The sequence below is a fragment of the Rathayibacter sp. VKM Ac-2760 genome (genome assembly GCF_009834185.1).
Classification (GTDB): Bacteria; Actinomycetota; Actinomycetes; order Actinomycetales; family Microbacteriaceae; genus Rathayibacter.
On record NZ_CP047173.1, the window covers coordinates 2,649,882 to 2,668,645 of the forward strand.

Below are 18,764 nucleotides of genomic sequence, written 5' to 3' on the forward strand. Positions count from 1 at the left end.
AGTCTCCCACGGCCGGGCTCCGGCGGCGGGCGAGGGGCCGGGACCGACCGGTCGCGGTGCAGAACCTCAGCTGTGCGCCGGTCTCTTCGCCGATGGCGGATGACGCGTCGTCTCGGCTGATGCTCTGCGGGCGGACCTCGCTACAGGTCGAGTCCGTAGGTGCGGGTGGGCTCGATGCCGGGCGGATTCTCGCGCTCGGGCAGCCGGACGAACCCCATGCTCTCGTAGAGGGCGTGCGCGGCGAGCATGTCGGTGCCGCTGTTCATCACGACGCGCCGGAGGCCGCGCTCGACGGCGAGCATCACGACGAACTCGGTCAGCAGGCGGCCGAGGCCCCGGCCGCGGGCCGTGGGGGCCACCGCGAGCAGCCGCCAGTCGAGCTCGCCGGGGCGGCCGAGGGAGTAGAGGGTGCGGCCGGGCGCGGCGGTCGTGACGGTCGCGAGGATCGCGCCGGCCTCCTCCGCCACCCAGACCTCGCCCTCGCGGTCGTGCCGGGCGACGTCCCCGACGTCCGCCGCGTACTCCTCCCCCAGCTCGTAGTCGTGCTCGTAGGCGGCGAGGCGCAGGCGCGAGACCTCGGCGTACTCGTCCGGGCGCACCCGCCGCACCAGGACCTCGTCGGCGCTCACGCGCTCACCGGGGCGGGCAGCGCGCGGAGGCCGTGCTCGAGGTCGACGGGATCGGCGGCGAGGCAGACCCGGATCCAGCCCTCGCCGGTGCGCCCGAAGGCGCTGCCCGGCGCGACGGCGACGAGGGACTCGAGCAGGAACGACTCGGCCCAGGACGCGACGTCGCCGTCGCTCGCGTGCGAGACGTCGATCCAGAGGTAGAAGGCGCCCTCCGGCTCGCGGAAGCGGATGCCGCGCTCGTCGAGGAGCGCGGTGGCGAGCCGCAGATTGGCGAGGTAGTGGGCCGAGGCCTCCGCCACCGCGTCCCGCGGGCCGGTCAGTGCCGCCAGGGCCGCGCGCTGGTCGGGAGTCGCGACGCAGCTGATCGTCGCCTCCTGAACGGTGACCATCGTCGAGGTCAGGCCGGGCGGGGTGACGAGGTAGCCGACGCGCACGCCGGTCATCGCGTAGGTCTTCGAGAGCGAGAAGACGCTGAAGACGCGGTCGTCGTCGTGACCGGCCTCCTGGGCGAGGGCGGCGAGGCTCACGTGCGGGCGGCCGTAGGTGAAGCACTCGTAGACCTCGTCGCTGATGATCCAGAGGTCGTGCCGGCGGGCGAACTCCAGCAGCCGCTCCAGCATCGGGCGCGGGAAGACGACGCCGAGCGGATTCGACGGGCTGTTCACGATGATCGCCCGGGTGCGGTCGGTGACGATCCGCTCGAGCTCGTCGAGGTCCGGGAAGAAGCCGTTCTCGGGGCGCAGCGTGTACGGCACCGGGACGGCGCCGATCATCCGCGCGTTCATGGTGAAGGTGGTGTAGCCGGGATCGGGGAGGAGCACCTCGTCGCCCGGGCCGAGCGTGAGCGTCATCGCCTGGTGCAGCGCCTGCGTCGCGCCGACCGTGACCCAGACCTGCTCCACCTCCGCTCGGAAGCCGTTGTCGCTCGCGAGCTTCGCGACGATCGCGCGCCGGAGCTCCATCAGGCCGCCGTTCGGGCCGTAGCCCGTGTCGTCCGCGGCCCAGGCGGCGCGCGCGGCTTCGATGATGTGAGGCGCGACGGGGACGTCCGGCTCGCCCACGGCGAGCAGCGTCACGCCCTCCAGCCGCAGGGCGATCTCGAACAGCCGGCGGATGCCCGAGGGCGGCACGGCGGGGATGTGATCGGCGAGTCGGGGCATCGCTGGTCAGGCTACTGGCGGGGCTCCCCCGCGAGATGCCACTTGCGCGCGCTCGACGCGGCGTGTCGCGCGCACAGGTGGCATCTCGCGAGGGAGCCGGCGCTCGGGCACCGCGCGGTTGAAGGGAGGCGGCGGGTGCGCTAAAGTTCCTTGTTGGCTTGCGCTCCACCATTGGCGTGTGTGGAGTGATTCAGAAGCCGGCGACCTCCAGTCGCACCGGGATGGCGTTTCCACGCCACCGGAAGGGGCACTCCGTCGAGTAGCCGGCTGCACACACATCCGAGAAGAAGGTAATAGACGTGGCAAACATCAAGTCGCAGATCAAGCGCAACCTCACCAACAAGAAGGCGAACGAGCGCAACAAGGCCGTCAAGAGCGAGCTGAAGACCGCCGTCCGCGCGGTGCACTCCGCCATCGCCGCCGGCGACACCGAGAAGGCCGCCACCGCGCTCGCCTTCGCCGCCAAGAAGCTCGACAAGGCCTCGAGCAAGGGCGTCATCCACAAGAACCAGGCCGCGAACCGCAAGTCCGCGATCGCCAAGCAGGTCGCCGCGCTGTAGGGCTGCGTCTCGCTGCAACGAGGAAGGGTCCGGCCGATGGCCGGGCCCTTCCTCGTTTCCGCTCGCCGTCGACGGACTCCTCGTTCCTCGTCGGCCGTCGCGCGGTCGGCTCATGCGGGTGGTCGCGGCGGGAGGAGCGTCCTGCGTTCCGGCTACGACGATCCGCTGGCACGCGGATCGCCGGTGAGCCTGCGAGGGCGGGGCCGGTCTGCCGACGGCCCGTCGCAGAGGGGATCGCGCCGGTCACTCGGGTTGTTCGGCCCCGCAGGGCGTCTCGACGTGCGTGCTGGTCGAGTCGCCGCGGCGCCGCTTGTCGGGGGGTCTTGCTGGTCGAGTAGCCGCGGAGCGGCGTATCGAGACCCACGTCGTTCAGGGTTCTCGAGGTCGGCCGCGAGCGCGTCTCGAGACCCTGGGCACCGGTCAGAGGCCGCGGGCCGAGATGACCGACACCATGCGCTCCAGCGCGAACACCGGGTCGCGGGTGGCGCCCTTCACGTTCGCGTCGGCCTCGGCGACCGTCAGGATCGCCGTGCCCAGTCCCTCGCCGGTCCAGCCCTGCAGGTCGCGGCGCGCGCGGTCCACCTGCCAGGGCGCGAGGCCGAGCCGCGAGGCGATCTGACCGGAGCCCTCACGGGAGCCCGCCACCTTCGCCATCGTCCGCAGCTTGCTCGCGAACGCCGCCACGATCGGCACCGGATCCGCGCCCGACGCGAGCGCGTGCCGGAGCCCCAGCAGCGCCTCCCCGTGCCGGCCGGCGATCGCCGAATCGGCGACCGTGAAGGCGGTCGTCTCCACCCGCCCGCCGTAGTACTTCGCGACCGTCGCCTCGGTGATGTCGCCGGTCACGTCCGAGACCAGCTGCTGGCAGGCCGACGCGAGCTCGTCCAGATCATCCGAGAACGCGGAGACCAGCGCCCGCACCGCACCGGTCGTCGCGGTGCGCCCGGCGGTCCGGAACTCCGCGATCGCGAAGTCGACCTTGTCGCTCTCCCGCTTGAGCTCGGCGCAGACGATCTCGATGCCGCCGCCGGTGCCCGCGCGGATCGCGTCGAGCAGCTTCTTGCCGCGGTTGCCACCGCCGTGCCGCAGCACGACCGTCGCCCCGTCGGCCGGCTGGGCGAGGTACTCGAGCATCTCGACGAGGAACGCGTCGGAGCACTTCTCCACGTTCGAGACGCGCAGCAGCCGCGGCTCGTCGAACAGCGACGGGCTCGCGAGCGTCAGCAGCTCCCCGGGCGCGTAGCCGCCTGCGTCGATGTCGTTGACCTCGAGGCTCGGGTCCTCGGCGCGCAGGAACTCGCGGAGGAACCGCAGGGCCCGATCGGCGAGGAACTGCTCCGGCCCCGTGATCAGGACGATCGGGGCGGGTCGCGTCTGGTTCCACGCGAGCTGCGGGATCGCCGCCTTCGAGGGGGCCGCCTTGCCGCGCGCCGGGGCTCTGCCTGCCATGCCGTCGTCCTTCCGTGACCCTCGATTCTACGAGTCCGGGGCCGGCCGCTGGAGGAGGGAGGAGAGGAGGTGCGATCAGGACGGGCCGCGCCGTCGCTGCCGCTCCAGGAACTCCCGTCGGTACCTGCGGGAATCGGAGAAGGCGCCGATCCCCGTTCCGATCAGGGCGACCGCGAAGAGGACGATCGACCACGGTGGCTGGTGCGGCGCCGCTGCCAGGAACAGCAGGACCGCCGTGTGGGCGAACATCACCAGGGAGATGGAGAGGCCCGGTCGGTCCTTCCGGAGGCCCGGTCGGTCGTTCCGAGTCACGCCGCTCCTCCCCCTCGTCACGCCACGTCGATTCCGCATCCAACCAGTCGTCGGTGTCGGCAGCCGACCCGCGGCGCCAGGATGTCGACTCCGTCGCGAGACACCCGCAGGTCGGGTGCTGATGCCGTCTTCCGCCCTTCCGAGGGGCGAGCCTCCGCTGAGCAGAGTCGGAACTCCGCGTCCGTGCTCGTCCAGAGCGGTCACCGGCGCCGCGGCCCCACTGGACCAGGCGACGACGCCCTCGGGGTGGACGGCGAGCAGCTCCGTGCCCTCGAGGTCGGTGCGCAGAGCGCGCGTGCCGCGATCGGCGAGAAGGGTGAGCAGCGAGGCGGTCGGGTGGCCGTAGGTGTTGTCGGCGCCGACCGAGACGAGGCCGATCCGTGCACCGAGCGCGTCGTAGAGAGCGGGCGCCTGGTCGGCCGAGCCGTGGTGCGCGACCTTCACGACGTCGACGCGACCGGGGTCGAGCCGGGCGATCCGGCCCTGCGCCTCCGCGCCGAGGTCGCCGAGCATCGCGAGCGACAGCGGACCGCCGCGCGCGTCGGCCGCGATGTCGACGCGGAGGGTCACGCTCGCCTCGTTCCCGCGGAGGGTGCTCCCCGGCTCCGGCCAGAGCACCCGCCAGTGCAGCGAGCCGAGCGAGCCGGAGTCGCCGCGCGCCGCCTCCCGCACGAGCGCGCCGCCGCCGTCCAGCGCCGCGCGGTCGCGCTCGTCGCCCTCGTCGGCCACCGGACCGACGAGGGCCTCGTCGACGCGCCCGACCACCGCTCCGACTCCCCCGACGTGGTCGAGGTCGTAGTGGGTGAGCACGAGGAGCTCGAGCCGGTCGAGACCGAGCAGCCGGAGGCAGGCGTCGAGGCGCTCGGGCAGCGGACCGGTGTCCACGAGGAGCACTCCCGCGTCACCGCGGACCAGCACCGCGTCGCCCTGGCCGATGTCGCACATGGCCACCCGCCAGTCCGAGGGGACGGCGGCGGAGCGCAGCAGCGGGGCCGCCACGCTCGACGCTCCCCCGACGACGAGCGCCCCGGCGAGAACCGTCGCGGCGACCCGCCGCGGCAGCACGAGGCGACGCGAGCGGGTGACCAGCAGCAGCGCCAGCGCGGTCAGGAGAGTGAGCGCCAGCAGCCCGACTCCTCCGGGCAGCCAGGCGATCCGCGGAGACGGCCAGGTCGCCACGGCGCGCGCGATCGAGGCGATCCACCAGGCCGGCACGGCCGCCAGGCGGATCGCGACGTCGGCGCCCGCCGGCCACCAGGGCGCCAGCAGGCAGCCGATCAGCCCGAGTCCCGTCGCGGCCGGGGCGGCGGGCTCGGCGAGCAGGTTCGCGAGCACCCCGTAGACCGGGATCGACGGATCGATCAGCAGGACGGCGGGCTGGCAGGCCAGCTGCGCGGCGAGCGGCACCGCGACCAGCAGAGCGAGCGGTCGCGGCAGCACGTCCTGCAGCCGACGCGCGATCGGCTCGGCCGCGAGGAGCAGGCCGCCCGTCGCCAGGACGGACAGCACGAAGCCGAGCCGGCTCGCGATCGCGGGATCGACGAGGACCAGCAGCAGGACACTCGCCAGGAGCGCCGGCACCGCCGCGCCCGAGCGCCGCCCCAGCCGCGCCAGCAGCACGACGGTCGCCATCGCCGCCGCCCGGACGACGCTCGGCTCCGGAGTGACCAGCACCACGAAGGCCAGGAGGACGACCAGGGCCGCGACCGTGCGCAGCCGCCGACCGGCCCCGAGCAGCGCCGCGACCAGCCAGCCCGCCGCGACGACCACCGCGCAGTTCGCTCCGGAGACCGCCGTGAGGTGCGTGAGCGAGGCGGTGCGCATGTCCTCCTCGAGATCGGCCGGCAGCGCGGTCGTGTCCCCGGTCGCGAGACCCGGCAGCAGGCCTGCCACGTCTCCCCCGAGCGCCGCTGTTCGTGCGAGGAAGCCCGAGCGCAGCAGCTCGGCGACCGCCGCGACACCCTCGGGCGGGCTCCGGTCGAGGACGGCCGTCGCGCTCAGCAGGGTGCTCTCCGACTCCGCGGCGGGCGCCTGGGCCCGGGCCTGGAGCAGCACCTCGGCGGCGACCGGCAGCCGCCCGCCGGGCTCGGCCAGGAAGACCCGCACGGGCGCCGAGAGCGGCCGGTCGTCGATCCGGAGGGCCGTGCCGTCGAACCAGACACCGCCGCTCGCGAGCGGTCGCGTGGAGGTGTCGACGCGCACGAGCACCGCCACGGACGCACGCGACTCGGCCGCCTCGCGCAGGGCGGGCGGATGCCGGGCCGGGGCAGCGGCGACCACGGACGTGACGGCCAGCGCGCCGCCGGCGAGGGCGACCGCGACCACCGCCAGAACGGCGGCGGCACGGTGCCGACGGAGCGCACCGAGCCCGACGACCACCGTCAGCACGACGCCCCAGGCCCCCGCGCAGAGGAGACCCCCGCTCTCGATCACGGTGACGACCGGCAGCGCCCCCGTCGCCGCTGCGGCCGCCCAGGCGGCGAGGCCGATCGGGAGCAGTCGCAGATCGTGCGCGCGGATCACGGCGACACCTGCTCGCGGAACGCCTCGAGGGTCTTCTCGCCGATGCCGGGGACCTCGAGCAGCTGGTCGACCGAGGTGAACGGCCCGTGCTCCTCCCGGTAGGCGACGATCTTCGCGGCGGTCGAGGGACCGATCCCGGTCAGCTCCTCGAGTTGCGCCGCCGTCGCCGTGCTGAGGCTGATGACGCCGCCCGCGGGGGCCGAGCCGGTGCTGCCCGCTCCGGCAGCACCGGGAGCACTCACCGCACCCTGCTCCGGGACGAGGATCTGCTCGCCGTCCACCACCCGCCGGGCGAGGTTGACCGCCGCCCGCTCGGCCGTCTCGGTGAAGCCACCCGCCGCCGCGAGCGCATCCGTCACGCGCGCACCCGGGTCGAGCAGGTACAGACCGGGGGTGACGACCGCTCCGGCCACGTGCACGTAGAGCGGCACGCCGGTCGAGGCACTCGGCGGCGGTGTGCCCGGCCCGCCACCGGCATCGGCCGCCCAGCTCGGCACCGCTGATCCCGAGGGTCCGCTCACCGGCGCGAGCACCTCCGTCCGCCCTCCCGCACGAGCACCCGCCAGCAGGACCGCCACGACCGCCGCAGCGATGACCAGCACGACCGCCGCGCCGACTCCGACGCGCCAGCGGACCCGGGACCGCCGCGGTCGGCGCAGGAGCCCCTCGGGGTCGTCGTCCTCCGTGATCTGCCGCATCCGAGGACGCTAGAGCGGCCGTCGATCGCACGGGCCCCTCCGCCGGCGTTCGGTGGAGAGACGCCCGCACCCCGCCCCTGGGGAGAGCACCCCGTCTAGAGCAGTCGCAGTCGACCGACGATCCTGTCGACCCGGTTCCGCGGCCCGATCAGGCCGACCGCCAGATACTCGATCGACTCGGGCGCGGTCGCGCCGAGCACCTCGCGGTACTCGTCGTAGACCCGGGTGTCCTGCGCGGCGGCCGGCATGTCGGCGACGAAGGTGCCCTCGTGCGCCTCCGCCTTCGCCCGGACGATCCGGAGCGTCGCCGCGTCCGCCGCGAGCACCGTGCAGCCCGCCCACGGCAGCCCCGGATGCCCCGAGCCCGACGCGTCCTGCGCGGCGGGACCGAGCAGTCCCGGCACCAGCGCTCCGGTCGCGGCGGCGACGCAGGCGGCGGCGTTGACGGCTCGGCCGATCGGGAGCGCCTCGTCGACCACCACCACCCACTTCAGCCGCGCCGCCCTCGTCGGTGCGGCGGTGTCGATCTCGTCCTCGGCGTAGCCGACGGGTGCGCTGCTCATGGTCGTCCCTCTCCGTGCGGTCGCTCGACCGACAGGCAGAACGATAGGCAGAGGCGCGACCGCCGTGCAGGATGTCCGTATGAACGACCAGCAGAACCGCGACCCGGTGGTCCTCGACGCGCTCGACATCGCGATCCTGCGGGTTCTGCAGTCGGATGCACGGACATCGAACCGCGACGTGGCCGCGGCGGTCGGGGTCTCCCCCACCACCTCCCTCGACCGGATGCGCCGCCTGCGCACCCGCGGCGTGATCACCGGCACGACCCTCGAGGTCGATCTCGCCGCGATCGGCCGAGGCGTCCAGGCGCTGATCGCCGTCCGGATCCGGCCGCCGTCGCGCGAGGTGATCGAGTCGTTCCGCGACTGGGTGAGCGGCCTCGAGCAGACCCTCGGCGTCTTCGTGACCGCGGGCAACGAGGACTTCATCATCCACGTCGCCGTCCGCGACAACGACGACCTCTACGCCTTCGTGATCGACCGCCTCACCCAGCGCCGCGAGGTCGCCGACGTCCGCACGTCCGTGGTCTACCAGCACCTCCGCAACGGCTCGGTACCGCCCGCCTGAGGCGGCGCGGGAACGCCGGAGGGGCCCCTCCCAGCGGGAAGGGCCCCTCACGGCAGCAGCCGACTACGCCGGCTTCGTCACCAGGTTCACCAGGCGCGGCGCCCGGACGACGGCCGTGACGACCTCGCGGCCCTGCAGCGCGCGGCCGACGCCCGCCGTGGCCCGCGCCTTCTGCTCGAGCTCGTCCGAGGAGATCTTCGGCGAGACCTCGATGCGGTCGCGGACCTTGCCGTCGACCTGGAGGATCGCGGTGACCTTCTCCTCGACCAGGAGCGTCGGGTCGGCCTTGCGCCACAGGGCGTGCGCGACCGAGCCCTCGTAGCCGAGACGGTTCCACATGTCCTCGGCCGTGTACGGCGCGAACAGGTTGAGTGCCATCGCGACGACCTCGGTCGCCTCGCGGACGGCGGGGTCGCCCGCGCCGGCGCCGGAGTCGATGACCTTGCGGGTCGCGTTGACCAGCTCCATCAGGCGCGCGACGACGACGTTGAACTTGAACGCCTCGATCAGCGAGGGCGACTCGGCGAGGAAGCGGTGCGTCTGCCGGCGCAGTGCCGCGTCGCCGTTCTTCCACTCCACGTCGGGCTTGGTCGTGACGTCCTTCGCCAGGCGCCAGGCGCGGGCGAGGAACTTCGCGCTGCCCGACGGCGAGACGTCGGCCCAGTCGATGTCGTCCTCCGGCGGGCCGGCGAACGCCATGGTCAGGCGCACGGCGTCGACGCCGAACTCGTCCAGCTGGTCGGACAGGCGGACGATGTTGCCCTTCGACTTGGACATCGCGGTGCCGTCCATCTGCACCATGCCCTGGTTGAGCAGGGCGGTGAACGGCTCGGTGAAGGAGACGTAGCCGAGGTCGAAGAGCACCTTGGTGATGAAGCGCGCGTAGAGCAGGTGCAGGATCGCGTGCGTGACGCCGCCGACGTACTGGTCGACGGGCGCCCACTTCTCGGCGAGCTTCGGGTCGAACGCCTGGGTGTCGTCCTTCGGCGAGAGGAAGCGGAGGAAGTACCACGAGGAGTCGACGAAGGTGTCCATCGTGTCCGGGTCGCGGCGCGCGGGGCTGCCGTCGTTCGGGTTCGCGACGTTGACCCAGTCCTCGGCGGCGCCGAGCGGCGACGAGCCCTTCGGCTGCAGGTCGAGGCCGTCGGTCGAGGGCAGGCGGACGGGCAGCTGGTCCTCGGGGACGGGGATCAGCTCGCCGTTCTCGCCGTGGATGATCGGGATCGGCGTGCCCCAGTAGCGCTGGCGCGAGATCAGCCAGTCGCGGAGGCGGTAGTTCTTCGCCGAGCGGCCGCGGCCGCGCTCCTCGAGCAGCTTGATCACGCGCTCGATCGCGGTGCGCTTGGACAGCCCGTCGAGCGGGCCGGAGTTGACCAGGCGGCCGTCGCCGGTCAGCGCCTCCCCGGTGACCGCGGGGTCGACCGCGTACTTCGCCTCGAGAGCGGCGAGCTCCTCCGGGTCCTCGGGGATGACCGGGATCGCCCCCGTGACGGGAGCCGAGGTGTCGACGACGACCCGCACGGGCAGGTCGAAGGCGCGCGCGAAGTCGAGGTCGCGCTGGTCGTGCGCGGGGACGGCCATGACGGCGCCGTGCCCGTAGTCGGACAGCACGTAGTCGGCCGACCAGATCGGCAGGCGCTCGCCGTTGACGGGGTTGATCGCGTAGCGGCCGAGGAAGACGCCGGTCTTCGGGCGGTCAACGGTGAGGCGCTCGATCTCGCTCGACTTCTGCACCTTCTCCAGGTAGCCGCGGAACGCGGTCTGCAGCTCCGGGTCGGCGCCCTCGACCAGCTCGGCGGCCAGATCGGAGTCGGGGGCGACGACCATGAAGGTCGCGCCGAAGAGGGTGTCGGGGCGCGTCGTGAAGACCGTGATCCGCTCCTCGCGGCCCTCGATCTCGAACTCGACATCGGCGCCGATCGAGCGGCCGATCCAGTTGCGCTGCATCGCGATGACCTTCGACGGCCAGGAGCCCTCGAGCTGGTTGAGGTCGTCGAGCAGGCGGTCGGCGTAGTCGGTGATCTTGAAGTACCACTGGGTGAGCTTCTTCTTCACCACGACGGCGCCCGAGCGCTCCGACGTGCCGTCCGCCAGGACCTGCTCGTTCGCGAGGACGGTCTGGTCCACCGGGTCCCAGTTGACCCAGCTGTCCTTGCGGTAGGCGAGCCCCTTCTCGTACATCTTGAGGAACAGCCACTGGTTCCACTTGTAGTACTCCGGGTCGGAGGTGTGCAGGACGCGGTCCCAGTCGAACGACGCGGCGTAGCGCTTCATCGAGCGCTTCTGCTGCTCGATGTTGTCGTAGGTCCAGGTGACCGGGTTCAGCCCGCGCTTGATCGCCGCGTTCTCGGCGGGGAGGCCGAAGCTGTCCCAGCCGATCGGGTGCAGCACGTTGAAGCCCTGCTGGCGCCAGTAGCGCGCGATGACGTCGCCGAGCGCGTACGCCTCCGCGTGGCCCATGTGCAGGTCGCCGGAGGGGTAGGGGAACATGTCGAGCACGTACTTGCGCGGGCGCTTGTCGGTGGAGTCGCCGGTCGCGAACGGCCGGGTCTCCTCCCAGATCGGGAGCCACTTCTCCTGGAGCGCGCGGAAGTCGTAGCGCTCCTCGTCGGTCGCGCCGGTCTGCTGGGAGGTCTCTTCTGCCACAGGTGTGTCCTACTTCTGTGAGGGTGGGGGTGGGCGCGCGCTCGGAGGGCGCCTGCGTCCGACGAACAACCCTACTGGCCTCTAGCGTCCGGGCGACGAATGCTCCGCCTCGTGCAGGTCGACGCCGAGCGCGGCGAGCAGCGCGCGGGCCTTCAGCCGGGTCTCCTCCACCTCCTCGTCCGCGATCGACAGGGCGGTGATGCCGCCGCCGGTGCCGATGCGGGCGACGGCGCGGTCGAGCACCAGCGTGCGGATGGTCATCGCGAGATCGAGCGAGCCGTCGCCGCCGAGACGGCCGAAGGCGCCGGCGTAGAGCCCGCGCGGTCCCGCCTCCCACTCGCGGAGGAGCTCGACCGCGCGGCGCTTCGGGGCGCCGGTCATCGAACCGGCGGGGAAGGTCGCCGCGATCAGCTCGGCCAGGCCTGCGCCGGGCGCGCGCTGCGCCGACACCTCGCTCACCAGCTGGTGCACGTGCGGGTAGGTCTCGACCTCGAGGAGGCGATCCACCCGCACCGAGGACGGCGCCGCGATCCGGGCGAGGTCGTTGCGCACCAGGTCGACGATCATCACGTTCTCGGCGCGCTCCTTCACGCTCGCGAGCAGGTCGGCCCGCAGCTGCGCGTCCGCCGCGGCGTCGGCCCCGCGCGGCCGGGTGCCCTTGATCGGATGCGTCGCCACCCGCCCCTCGGCGCCGGCGGTGAGGAAGCGCTCGGGCGAGGCGCTCACGAGCGCCCGGTCGCCGAGGCGGATCAGCCCGCCGTGATGGCTGGGGCTGGAGCGGCGGAGCCGTCGGTAGGCCTCGACCGGGTCGAAGGCACCCTCGACGACGACCTCGTTGGTGAGGCAGAGCTGGTAGGCGTCGCCCGCCCGGATGGCCGCCCCGCAGTGCGCGATGAGGGCGCGGTACTCGTCCGCGCTGTGCCGCCAGCGGGCAGGACCGGCCGGCTCGGGGTCGCGCGGCTCCGCCGGCTCCTCGTGGGACGCGGCGAGCGCCTCCAGCGCCCGCGCGAGCCGTTGCGCCTCCTCCCCCGCGGCACGGGAGGAGACGACCTGCACGCAACGGCGACGGTGATCGAACTCGAGCACCGGGTCGCCGCGCAGCAGCGCGAGCGCGGGCGGCGCGCCGGGCGCCGCCGGTGCCGCCGGCAGCGAGACGAAGGGCGCTCCTGCCTCGTAGGCGATCCAGCCGTACCGGCCGAGTGCCGGGTCGCCGGTCCGCTCCGCGTCGACCGCGGCGAGCGCCGGCGAGACGTCCGCGCCGGCGTCGACCGTCAGCACGTCGTCGGAGGTGCCGAGGAAGGAGAAGCCCTCGACGGCGTCGCGGCCGGAGTCGAGCCAGAAGGAGGCGTGCGCCCCGGCGAAGAGGGCGAGGTAGACGCGCTCCGGATCCACCCACGGGACCTCGGTGCGGACGGCGGCGCTGCGAACGACGGCACTGCGGGCGGCGGCACTGGAGACGGCGTCACCGCGGACAGCGTCACTGCGGACAGCGGAGTCCTCCGGCGGCACGACCACTGGGCTAGCCTAGGCGGTCGTGGACGGCGAGCGAGTGCGGCAGTGGGACGGGCACGAGCTCGGCCCCGCCCTCGACGCCCCGTCCGGCCCGCTCCTCGCGGCGGACTCCTGGCTGGTGTCGGAGGGTCGCGTGCGCGGGCTCGATCTGCATCGGGAGCGGTTCCTCACCGGCGTCGCTGCAGCCGGCGGCGCAGACGGGGCGGGCCCGTTCTTCGACGCCGCCGTCGCCGCGCTCCCCCGCAGCGGCGACTCCTTCCCCCGGGTCGAGCTGACCGCCGACGGCCTCCGCCTCCGGCTGCGTCCCGCCCCGCCACTGGGCCGCACCGTCGTCCTGTGGACGAGCCCCGTCGATCCTCGGCGGGTGCCCGAGCGCAAGGGGCCGGACATCGCCCGGCTCGCCCTGCTCCGCGCGCGGGCGGTCGCGGCCGGCGCGGACGAGGCGGTGCTGCTCGGCGCGGACGGCACGGTCGTCGACGGGGCCACGAGCGCCGTCCTCTGGTGGCTCGGCGACGCGCTGGTGGTCCCGCCCGCGAGCAGCCGACGCGTCCGGAGCGTGACGGCGCGCACCGTCTCGGTGCTCGCGGGCGCGCTCGGAGTCGACGTCATCGAGGCACCGGCCGAACCGGCGGACCTCGACGGGCGCGAGGTGTGGACGGCGAACGCCCTGCACGGACTGCGGCTCGCCACGACCTGGATCGACGGCCCGGCACTGGCGGCGGAACCCGGCCGTCTGGACGCCTGGCGCCGACGCCTCGACGCCCTCGCGCGCCCCCTGCCCTGAACGATCCCGGCTTGTCGTCGCCCGCGCGGAGTCCCCTCCGCGAGGAGCGGCGGCTCTCGAAGGACCGGACGGCGCGCCAGCGACGCCGCACCGGGCGCCGCACCGCGCTGATCACCGGGTGGAAGTGACACGATCTCAGCAGTTCATCGGGCATCGTCGCTGGCTCCGAGGCGGTGTCCCCCCTCTCGAGAAAGAACTGCGATGTCGCCTTCCCACCCCCCACGGTCACTCGCCTCCGTGCTCGTCGCGCTCGTCGCGGCGGGAGCCCTGCTCCTCACCGCGACGCCGGCGCTCGCGCAGGACGCCGCGCCGATCCCGGTTCCCACGAACAGTGCGACCGATTCGGCTCCGCCGCTGATCCCCGGCGCGCAGCCGGACGCGGCCGTCCCGTTCATCAACGGTCTCACCGGCGGCGAGAGTCTCGGGCCGAACGAGAGCCTGCGATCCGACCACACCGGTGCGGCCTACACCTTCGTCATGCAGACGGACGGCAACGCTGTCCTCTACGACCCGCAGAACCACGCCGTCTTCGCCACCGGCACCGAGGGGCGAGGCGACCACCTCGACATGCAGGAGGACGGCGACGTGGTGGTCTCCTCCGCCGACGGCACGCCGGTGTGGACCACCGGGACGGACGTCGAGGACGGCGCCCACCTGGTCCTCCAGCAGGACGGCAACCTCGTCCTCTACCGCGAGAACGGGACGCCCGCCTGGGCGAACAGTGTCGGCCACAGGATCGCCGAGCCTCCGTTCGACGTCCTCGCGACCGGCCAGGTCCTGCGCCGCGGACACCAGCTGACCTCCGAGGACGGCCGCTACCGCGCGGTACTGCAGCGCGACGGCGACTTCGTCGGCTACGGCCCCCAGGGAGTCCTCTGGCGCACCGGCACGAGCGGTGCCGACAACCGGCTCGTGATGCAGACCGACGGCAACGCCGTGATCTACGGGGCGGACGGCTCCGTGAAGTGGTCCACCGGCACCCACGGCGCCGATCTCCGGCTCGGGCTCAACTACGCCGGGTCCTTCGGAGTCTTCGACAGCAGCAGGAACGTCCTGTGGGACTGCAAGACGCACCTGGCGCAGTCGCCCACCGTGTACGCGGCCAACTACCTCCTCGTCGACGGCCCGCTCGTCTCGGCCGACGGGCGGTTCCGCGCCGTGCTGCAGAAGGACGGGAACTTCGTCGTCTACGGTCCATCGGGCGCGGTCTGGTCGACCTCGACGTCGGGGATCGTCGGCGACGTCACCCTCTACGGCGACGGCACCCTCGCGGTGAGGTCCTACACGGGTGCGAAGGTCTGGTCCGTCACTCCCCGTGCCGGCGCGGTGGGACCGTTCCGGCTCGTGCTGCAGGACGACGGCAACCTCGTCGAGTACGACGCCCACGACCAGGCGGTCTGGGCGAGCCGCTGAGCCCCGGGGGCCCGCCCACCCGGTGAACCCCGGCTCTCGAACGACCCGGCTCGTGCACTCCGCACGAACCGGGCCGTTCTCGCGCGCGGGACAGCGCGGGCGCGGCGCCACCCGTGTGAGGCCGGACGGGCGATTCGCCGTCGCTCCGATCGCGTCGCATGATGGAGCGGTGAGCGACGCCGGCGACTTCCTCCGCGCCGCGCTCGAGTACGAGGGCGACGTCTGGCGGGCGCAGGACGTGCGCGAGCGGCTCGGCGCGGGGCTCGACTCCACCGGCGCCTCGGTCGGCGCGGTGCGCGGGACGGTGCGCGACGCGCTGACGAAGTTCCGCGGGCTCGAGCACGACGACGTCACGGCGCTGTCCTCCGAGCTGTGGGCACCGGCGGTGTTCGAGCTGCGACTGGCCGCCGTGGTGCTGCTGCAATCAAGGGTCGGACTGCTGCGCGCGTCCGATCTCACGCGCCTCGAGGGCTTCGTCCGCGACTCCCGCGTCGACGAGCTGAGCGATCCGCTCGCCCTCGATGTGATCGCGCCCCTGCTCGCGGCGCTGGCCGGACAGGCCCGTACTCGGGCCGATGCTGTGCTCGACCGCTGGCGGCAGGAGGGCGGCCGGCTCGAGCGAGTGGCGGCGCTCGCCCGCGGACCGCGCTGACCGTCGTCGGAGGCGGCGCCTCAGACCGAGACGGCGGTGCCGTTCGCGACGGTGATCCGCCGGTCGAAGGCGAGCGCCGGATCGACGCGGTGGGCGATCAGCACCACTGTGCGGCCCGAGGCCGCCCGCAGCAGATCGGCCAGGAGCGCGTCGGCGACCGGCGCGTCGACCGACGCGGTCGGCTCGTCGAGCACGAGCACGTCGAAGTCAGCGAGCAGCGCCCGCGCGAGCGCCAGGCGCTGCGCCTGCCCGCCGGAGACGAGGGAGCCGCGCTCGCCGACCCGCGCGTCGAGGCCGCCGCGCGCGGTGGTCCAGGAGGCGAGCCCGACCCGGTCGAGGACGGCGAGGAGCTCCGCGTCGTCCGCCTCCGGCCGTGCGAAGAGCAGGTTCTGCCGGATCGTGTCGTCGAAGAGGTAGGGCTGCTGCTCGACCAGACCGACCAGACGGCGCAGCTCGTTCTGGGGCAGCGTGCGCGCCTCGACCCCGCCGATCCGGTACGAGCCGGAGTGGTCGAGGAAGCGGACCAGCGCGTGCGCGAGCGTCGTCTTGCCCGAGCCGCTGCCGCCGGTCACGAGCACGCGCTCGCCGGCGAGCAGCTCGAGCGACACCCCGGCCAGGGCCGGAGCGGGCGCCTCCGGCCAGCCGACGGAGAGATCGCGCAGGACGATGTCGCGGCCGGAGGGAGGCGTCGCCGCCGGATCGACGTCGGCGTCGGTCGCGAGCGCGGGCGAGGACGCCTGCGCATCGAGGTCCGCGAGCCGCTGGGCGCTGGAGAGCGCGGAGCGGGCGCTCTGCACGGCCAGCGGTGCCGCCGCCGCGACCTCGAAGACGGCGAGCGGCACCAGCGCGAGCACACCGAGCGCCGGGCCGCCGAGCTGCCCGATCGCGGGGATGCCGAGCGCGAGCCCCGCCCACGGCGCCGCCGGAGCAGAGCGCGAGGACGGCGGCGGCGAGACCGGCCGAGGCCGCGCGCCGCCAGGTCGCCCGGCCGAGCGCCGCCTCCGCCGCCGCGACCTCGGCGACCGCGCCCTCGACCGCGTCGTAGGCGATCAGCACGTCGAGCCGGGTCACGAGCAGGTGCAGGCGCTCGGCCAGCTCCCCGCGCAGCGGCGCGAGCGCGCGGTCGGCCCGCGCCGAGAGCAGGCCGGCGCCGAGCGCTCCCCCGGCGAAGGCGACGACGAGCAGCCCGAGCAGCACGGCGCCCATCGCGGGCAGCAGCAGCCACACTCCGACCACCGCGGCGGCCGCCACCACGGCCGAGACCAGCATCGGCTGCACGATCCGCAGCGGCACGTCCTGCTGCGCGTCGACGTCTGCGACCACACGGGAGACGAGATCACCGCGCCGGACCCGGCCGAGCCCGTCCGGCGCCACGGGCACGAGCCGCTCGTAGACGCCGGCGCGCAGCTCGGCCAGTGCGCGGAAGGCCGCGTCGTGCCCGGTGAGCCGCTCCAGGTAGCGGAAGAACGCCCGCGCCAGCGCGAACGCGCGCACGCCGACCACGGCCATCGAGAGGAAGAGGATCGGCGGCTGCTCCGCCGCGCGCACGATCAGCCAGGCCGAGCAGGCGAGCAGCGCCACGACCGAGGCCGAGGACAGCAGCCCGAAGGACAGCCCGGGGACGAAGCGCCGCGGTGACGGCAGGGCGGCCCGCAGCACGTCGGCGCGGTTCATCGGAGCACCGCCTCGACGGGAGTGAGCGCGAGCTCGGCGTCGGCGGCCGCGATGGTCGCCGGCCGGTGGGTGGCGACGAGCACGATCACGCCCTCGTCGGCGAGACCGCGCAGACCGGCGAGCAGCGCCCGCTCCGACTCCGCGTCGAGTGCCGCGGTCGGCTCGTCGAGTGCCAGCACCGCGCAGCCGCGCTCGAGCACGCGGTGCACGGCCCGCGCCACGGCCACCCGCGCCGCCTGCCCGCCCGAGAGACCGGTGCCGTCCGCGTCGATCCGGCGGCCGGGATCGAGCTCGCAGCCGGCGATGGCGAGCGCGCGCGCCACGCGCTCCGGCTCGGGCGAGCGCGAGCCGAGCGCGACGTTGGACCCGACGGTCCCCGGGAGCAGGTCGGGCCGCTGCCCCGACCAGGCGAGCCAGTCACGACGGGTCGACACGTCGACGGCCGCACCGCCGAGAGCGATCGAGCCGGTGACCGGCGCGAATCCGGCGAGGGCGGCCAGCAGGGTCGACTTGCCGGAGCCGCTGGGCCCGGTGAGCGCGGTGATCGTGCCGGCGCGCAGGGTGGCGTCGACGGGAGCGAGGACGCGTCCCGCTCCGTCGTCGACGGCGAGACCGCGCAGCTCGAGCGACCCCGGGCGCGCGATCGATGCCGTGCGGACCGGGACCGCCGCCGCGCGCTCGATGATCGCGAACACCTCGTCCGCCGCCTGCACCCCGTCCGCCGCCGCGTGGAACTCGGCGCCGACCTGCCGCACCGGCAGGAACACGTCCGGCGCGAGCACGAGCACGAACAGGCCGATCGCGAGACCCAGCGACCCGTCGACGAGTCGCAGCCCGATCGACACCGCGACGAGCGCGACCGACAGCGAGCCGGCCAGCTCCAGCACGAAGCTGCTGAGGAAGGTCACCCGCAGCACCTTCATCGTGTGCACCCGGTAGTCCTCGGTGAGCGCGCGGATCCGGGCGCCCTGCCGCTCCGCCCGCCCGAAGATCTTCAAGGTGGCCAGGCCGCCGACCGTGTCGACGAAGCCGGAGGCGAGCGCCTGCAGCCGGCGCCACTGCCGCTGCTGCACCGCCTGCGTCGCCCAGCCGATCAGCACCATGAACACCGGGATCAGCGGCAGCGTGACGACCAGGAAGAGCGCGCTGAGCGGATCGGCGAGGAAGACCACGAGGGTGAGGATCGGGGTCGCGATCGCCGTGGCGATCAGCTGCGGGAGGTAGCGCGTGAAGTAGCCGTCGAGCGCATCGAGCCCGCCGCCGAGCAGCGCGACCACTCCGCCGGAGCCGCCCGTGCGTCCCGCGGGCCCGAGCGCGACGAGCGCTCCGAGGGCCGCGGCTCGCAGCTCGCCCTTCGCTCCCGCTCCGCCGCGGGCCGCGTTGACCTCGATCGCCCAGGCCAGCACCGCGCGCGCCGCGACGACACCGGCCAGCGCGGCGAGCGACGGCGTCAGCTCGGCGGCCGACCGCCCGTCCACCGCACCCGCGACCAGCTGCGCGATCAGCCAGGCGAACGCGATCGTCGCGGCGGTCCGGGCGAGCGCGAGCGCTCCGCCGAGCGCGAGGAAGCGGCGCGCGGCGCGGGCGTGGCGGAGCAATCGGGGATCGAGGGGCTTCACGGCGA

At 74.0% G+C, this 18,764-nt stretch carries 16 protein-coding genes; 6 read left to right on the plus strand and 10 right to left on the minus strand.

Annotated elements, in window-relative coordinates:
- Positions 1 to 140 precede the first annotated feature (140 nt).
- Positions 141 to 629 (minus strand): GNAT family N-acetyltransferase, encoded by a 489-nt coding sequence (locus tag GSU72_RS12040; RefSeq protein WP_159985232.1) that lies wholly within the window; start codon positions 627 to 629, stop codon positions 141 to 143.
- Positions 626 to 1,789 carry an aminotransferase class I/II-fold pyridoxal phosphate-dependent enzyme gene (locus GSU72_RS12045; RefSeq protein ID WP_159985234.1) on the minus strand — a complete coding sequence of 388 codons (1,164 nt, stop codon included), beginning with the start codon at positions 1,787 to 1,789 and terminating at the stop codon, positions 626 to 628. The genes GSU72_RS12040 and GSU72_RS12045 overlap by 4 nt, the downstream gene beginning before the upstream one ends.
- A gap of 299 nt (positions 1,790 to 2,088) precedes the next feature.
- On the opposite strand from GSU72_RS12045, the gene rpsT reads away from it, so the two are divergent.
- A complete protein-coding gene (gene rpsT, locus GSU72_RS12050) occupies positions 2,089 to 2,349 on the plus strand; it encodes a 30S ribosomal protein S20 (protein WP_123445612.1) in 261 nt (86 codons plus the stop codon).
- Between the two features lie 420 nt (positions 2,350 to 2,769).
- Here rpsT and holA read toward each other — a convergent pair whose 3' ends face one another.
- The 4 genes from holA to GSU72_RS12070 form a co-directional block, all read right to left on the minus strand.
- Positions 2,770 to 3,798, minus strand: a complete 1,029-nt coding sequence (gene holA, locus GSU72_RS12055; protein WP_159985236.1) for a DNA polymerase III subunit delta — start codon at positions 3,796 to 3,798, stop codon at positions 2,770 to 2,772.
- A gap of 75 nt (positions 3,799 to 3,873) precedes the next feature.
- Positions 3,874 to 6,633 (minus strand): ComEC/Rec2 family competence protein, encoded by a 2,760-nt coding sequence (locus GSU72_RS12060; protein WP_159985238.1) that lies wholly within the window; start codon positions 6,631 to 6,633, stop codon positions 3,874 to 3,876.
- Positions 6,630 to 7,331: a ComEA family DNA-binding protein gene (locus GSU72_RS12065; protein WP_159985239.1), complete on the minus strand. Its 702-nt coding sequence runs from the start codon at positions 7,329 to 7,331 to the stop codon at positions 6,630 to 6,632. Before GSU72_RS12065 ends, GSU72_RS12060 begins: the two co-directional genes overlap by 4 nt.
- Before the next feature lie 95 nt (positions 7,332 to 7,426).
- Positions 7,427 to 7,894, minus strand: coding sequence for a DUF2000 domain-containing protein (locus GSU72_RS12070; RefSeq protein WP_159985240.1), 468 nt, complete (start codon positions 7,892 to 7,894; stop codon positions 7,427 to 7,429).
- Positions 7,895 to 7,973: 79 nt separating this feature from the next.
- On the opposite strand from GSU72_RS12070, the gene GSU72_RS12075 reads away from it, so the two are divergent.
- Positions 7,974 to 8,459, plus strand: coding sequence for an Lrp/AsnC family transcriptional regulator (locus GSU72_RS12075; protein WP_159985241.1), 486 nt, complete (start codon positions 7,974 to 7,976; stop codon positions 8,457 to 8,459).
- Between the two features lie 63 nt (positions 8,460 to 8,522).
- On the opposite strand, the gene leuS is transcribed toward GSU72_RS12075, so the two are convergent.
- Entirely contained in the window at positions 8,523 to 11,105 is a 2,583-nt protein-coding gene (gene leuS, locus GSU72_RS12080; protein ID WP_159985242.1) for a leucine--tRNA ligase, read from the minus strand.
- An 81-nt stretch (positions 11,106 to 11,186) separates the two neighbouring features.
- Positions 11,187 to 12,620: an anthranilate synthase component I family protein gene (locus GSU72_RS12085; RefSeq protein WP_159985243.1), complete on the minus strand. Its 1,434-nt coding sequence runs from the start codon at positions 12,618 to 12,620 to the stop codon at positions 11,187 to 11,189.
- A 19-nt stretch (positions 12,621 to 12,639) separates the two neighbouring features.
- Between GSU72_RS12085 and GSU72_RS12090 the strand changes: the two genes are divergently transcribed.
- From GSU72_RS12090 to GSU72_RS12100, 3 genes are all read left to right on the plus strand, one after another.
- Complete coding sequence (locus tag GSU72_RS12090; protein WP_159985244.1) at positions 12,640 to 13,401, plus strand: aminotransferase class IV; 762 nt, start codon at positions 12,640 to 12,642, stop codon at positions 13,399 to 13,401.
- Between the two features lie 237 nt (positions 13,402 to 13,638).
- The gene (locus GSU72_RS12095; RefSeq protein WP_159985245.1) at positions 13,639 to 14,814 is read left to right on the plus strand and encodes a hypothetical protein; all 1,176 of its coding nucleotides are present in this window, start codon (positions 13,639 to 13,641) and stop codon (positions 14,812 to 14,814) included.
- A 169-nt stretch (positions 14,815 to 14,983) separates the two neighbouring features.
- Positions 14,984 to 15,466: a DNA alkylation repair protein gene (locus GSU72_RS12100; RefSeq protein WP_159985247.1), complete on the plus strand. Its 483-nt coding sequence runs from the start codon at positions 14,984 to 14,986 to the stop codon at positions 15,464 to 15,466.
- A gap of 20 nt (positions 15,467 to 15,486) precedes the next feature.
- On the opposite strand, the gene GSU72_RS21605 is transcribed toward GSU72_RS12100, so the two are convergent.
- Entirely contained in the window at positions 15,487 to 16,308 is an 822-nt protein-coding gene (locus GSU72_RS21605) for an ATP-binding cassette domain-containing protein (RefSeq protein ID WP_244255783.1), read from the minus strand.
- A 235-nt stretch (positions 16,309 to 16,543) separates the two neighbouring features.
- Between GSU72_RS21605 and GSU72_RS21610 the strand changes: the two genes are divergently transcribed.
- Positions 16,544 to 17,104 carry a hypothetical protein gene (locus GSU72_RS21610; protein WP_244255784.1) on the plus strand — a complete coding sequence of 187 codons (561 nt, stop codon included), beginning with the start codon at positions 16,544 to 16,546 and terminating at the stop codon, positions 17,102 to 17,104.
- A 32-nt stretch (positions 17,105 to 17,136) separates the two neighbouring features.
- Here the strand turns inward: GSU72_RS21610 and cydD are convergent, their stop codons facing one another.
- Positions 17,137 to 18,759 carry a thiol reductant ABC exporter subunit CydD gene (gene cydD / locus GSU72_RS12110; protein WP_159985249.1) on the minus strand — a complete coding sequence of 541 codons (1,623 nt, stop codon included), beginning with the start codon at positions 18,757 to 18,759 and terminating at the stop codon, positions 17,137 to 17,139.
- Positions 18,760 to 18,764: the final 5 nt, after the last annotated feature.

Coding starts and splice junctions, on each gene's coding strand:
- GSU72_RS12045 (WP_159985234.1), bottom strand. CDS start 1,789: ATGCCCCGACTCGCCGATCACATCCCCGCCGTGCCGCCCTCGGGCATC.
- holA (WP_159985236.1), bottom strand. CDS start 3,798: ATGGCAGGCAGAGCCCCGGCGCGCGGCAAGGCGGCCCCCTCGAAGGCG.
- GSU72_RS12065 (WP_159985239.1), bottom strand. CDS start 7,331: ATGCGGCAGATCACGGAGGACGACGACCCCGAGGGGCTCCTGCGCCGA.
- GSU72_RS12070 (WP_159985240.1), bottom strand. CDS start 7,894: ATGAGCAGCGCACCCGTCGGCTACGCCGAGGACGAGATCGACACCGCC.
- GSU72_RS12075 (WP_159985241.1), top strand. CDS start 7,974: ATGAACGACCAGCAGAACCGCGACCCGGTGGTCCTCGACGCGCTCGAC.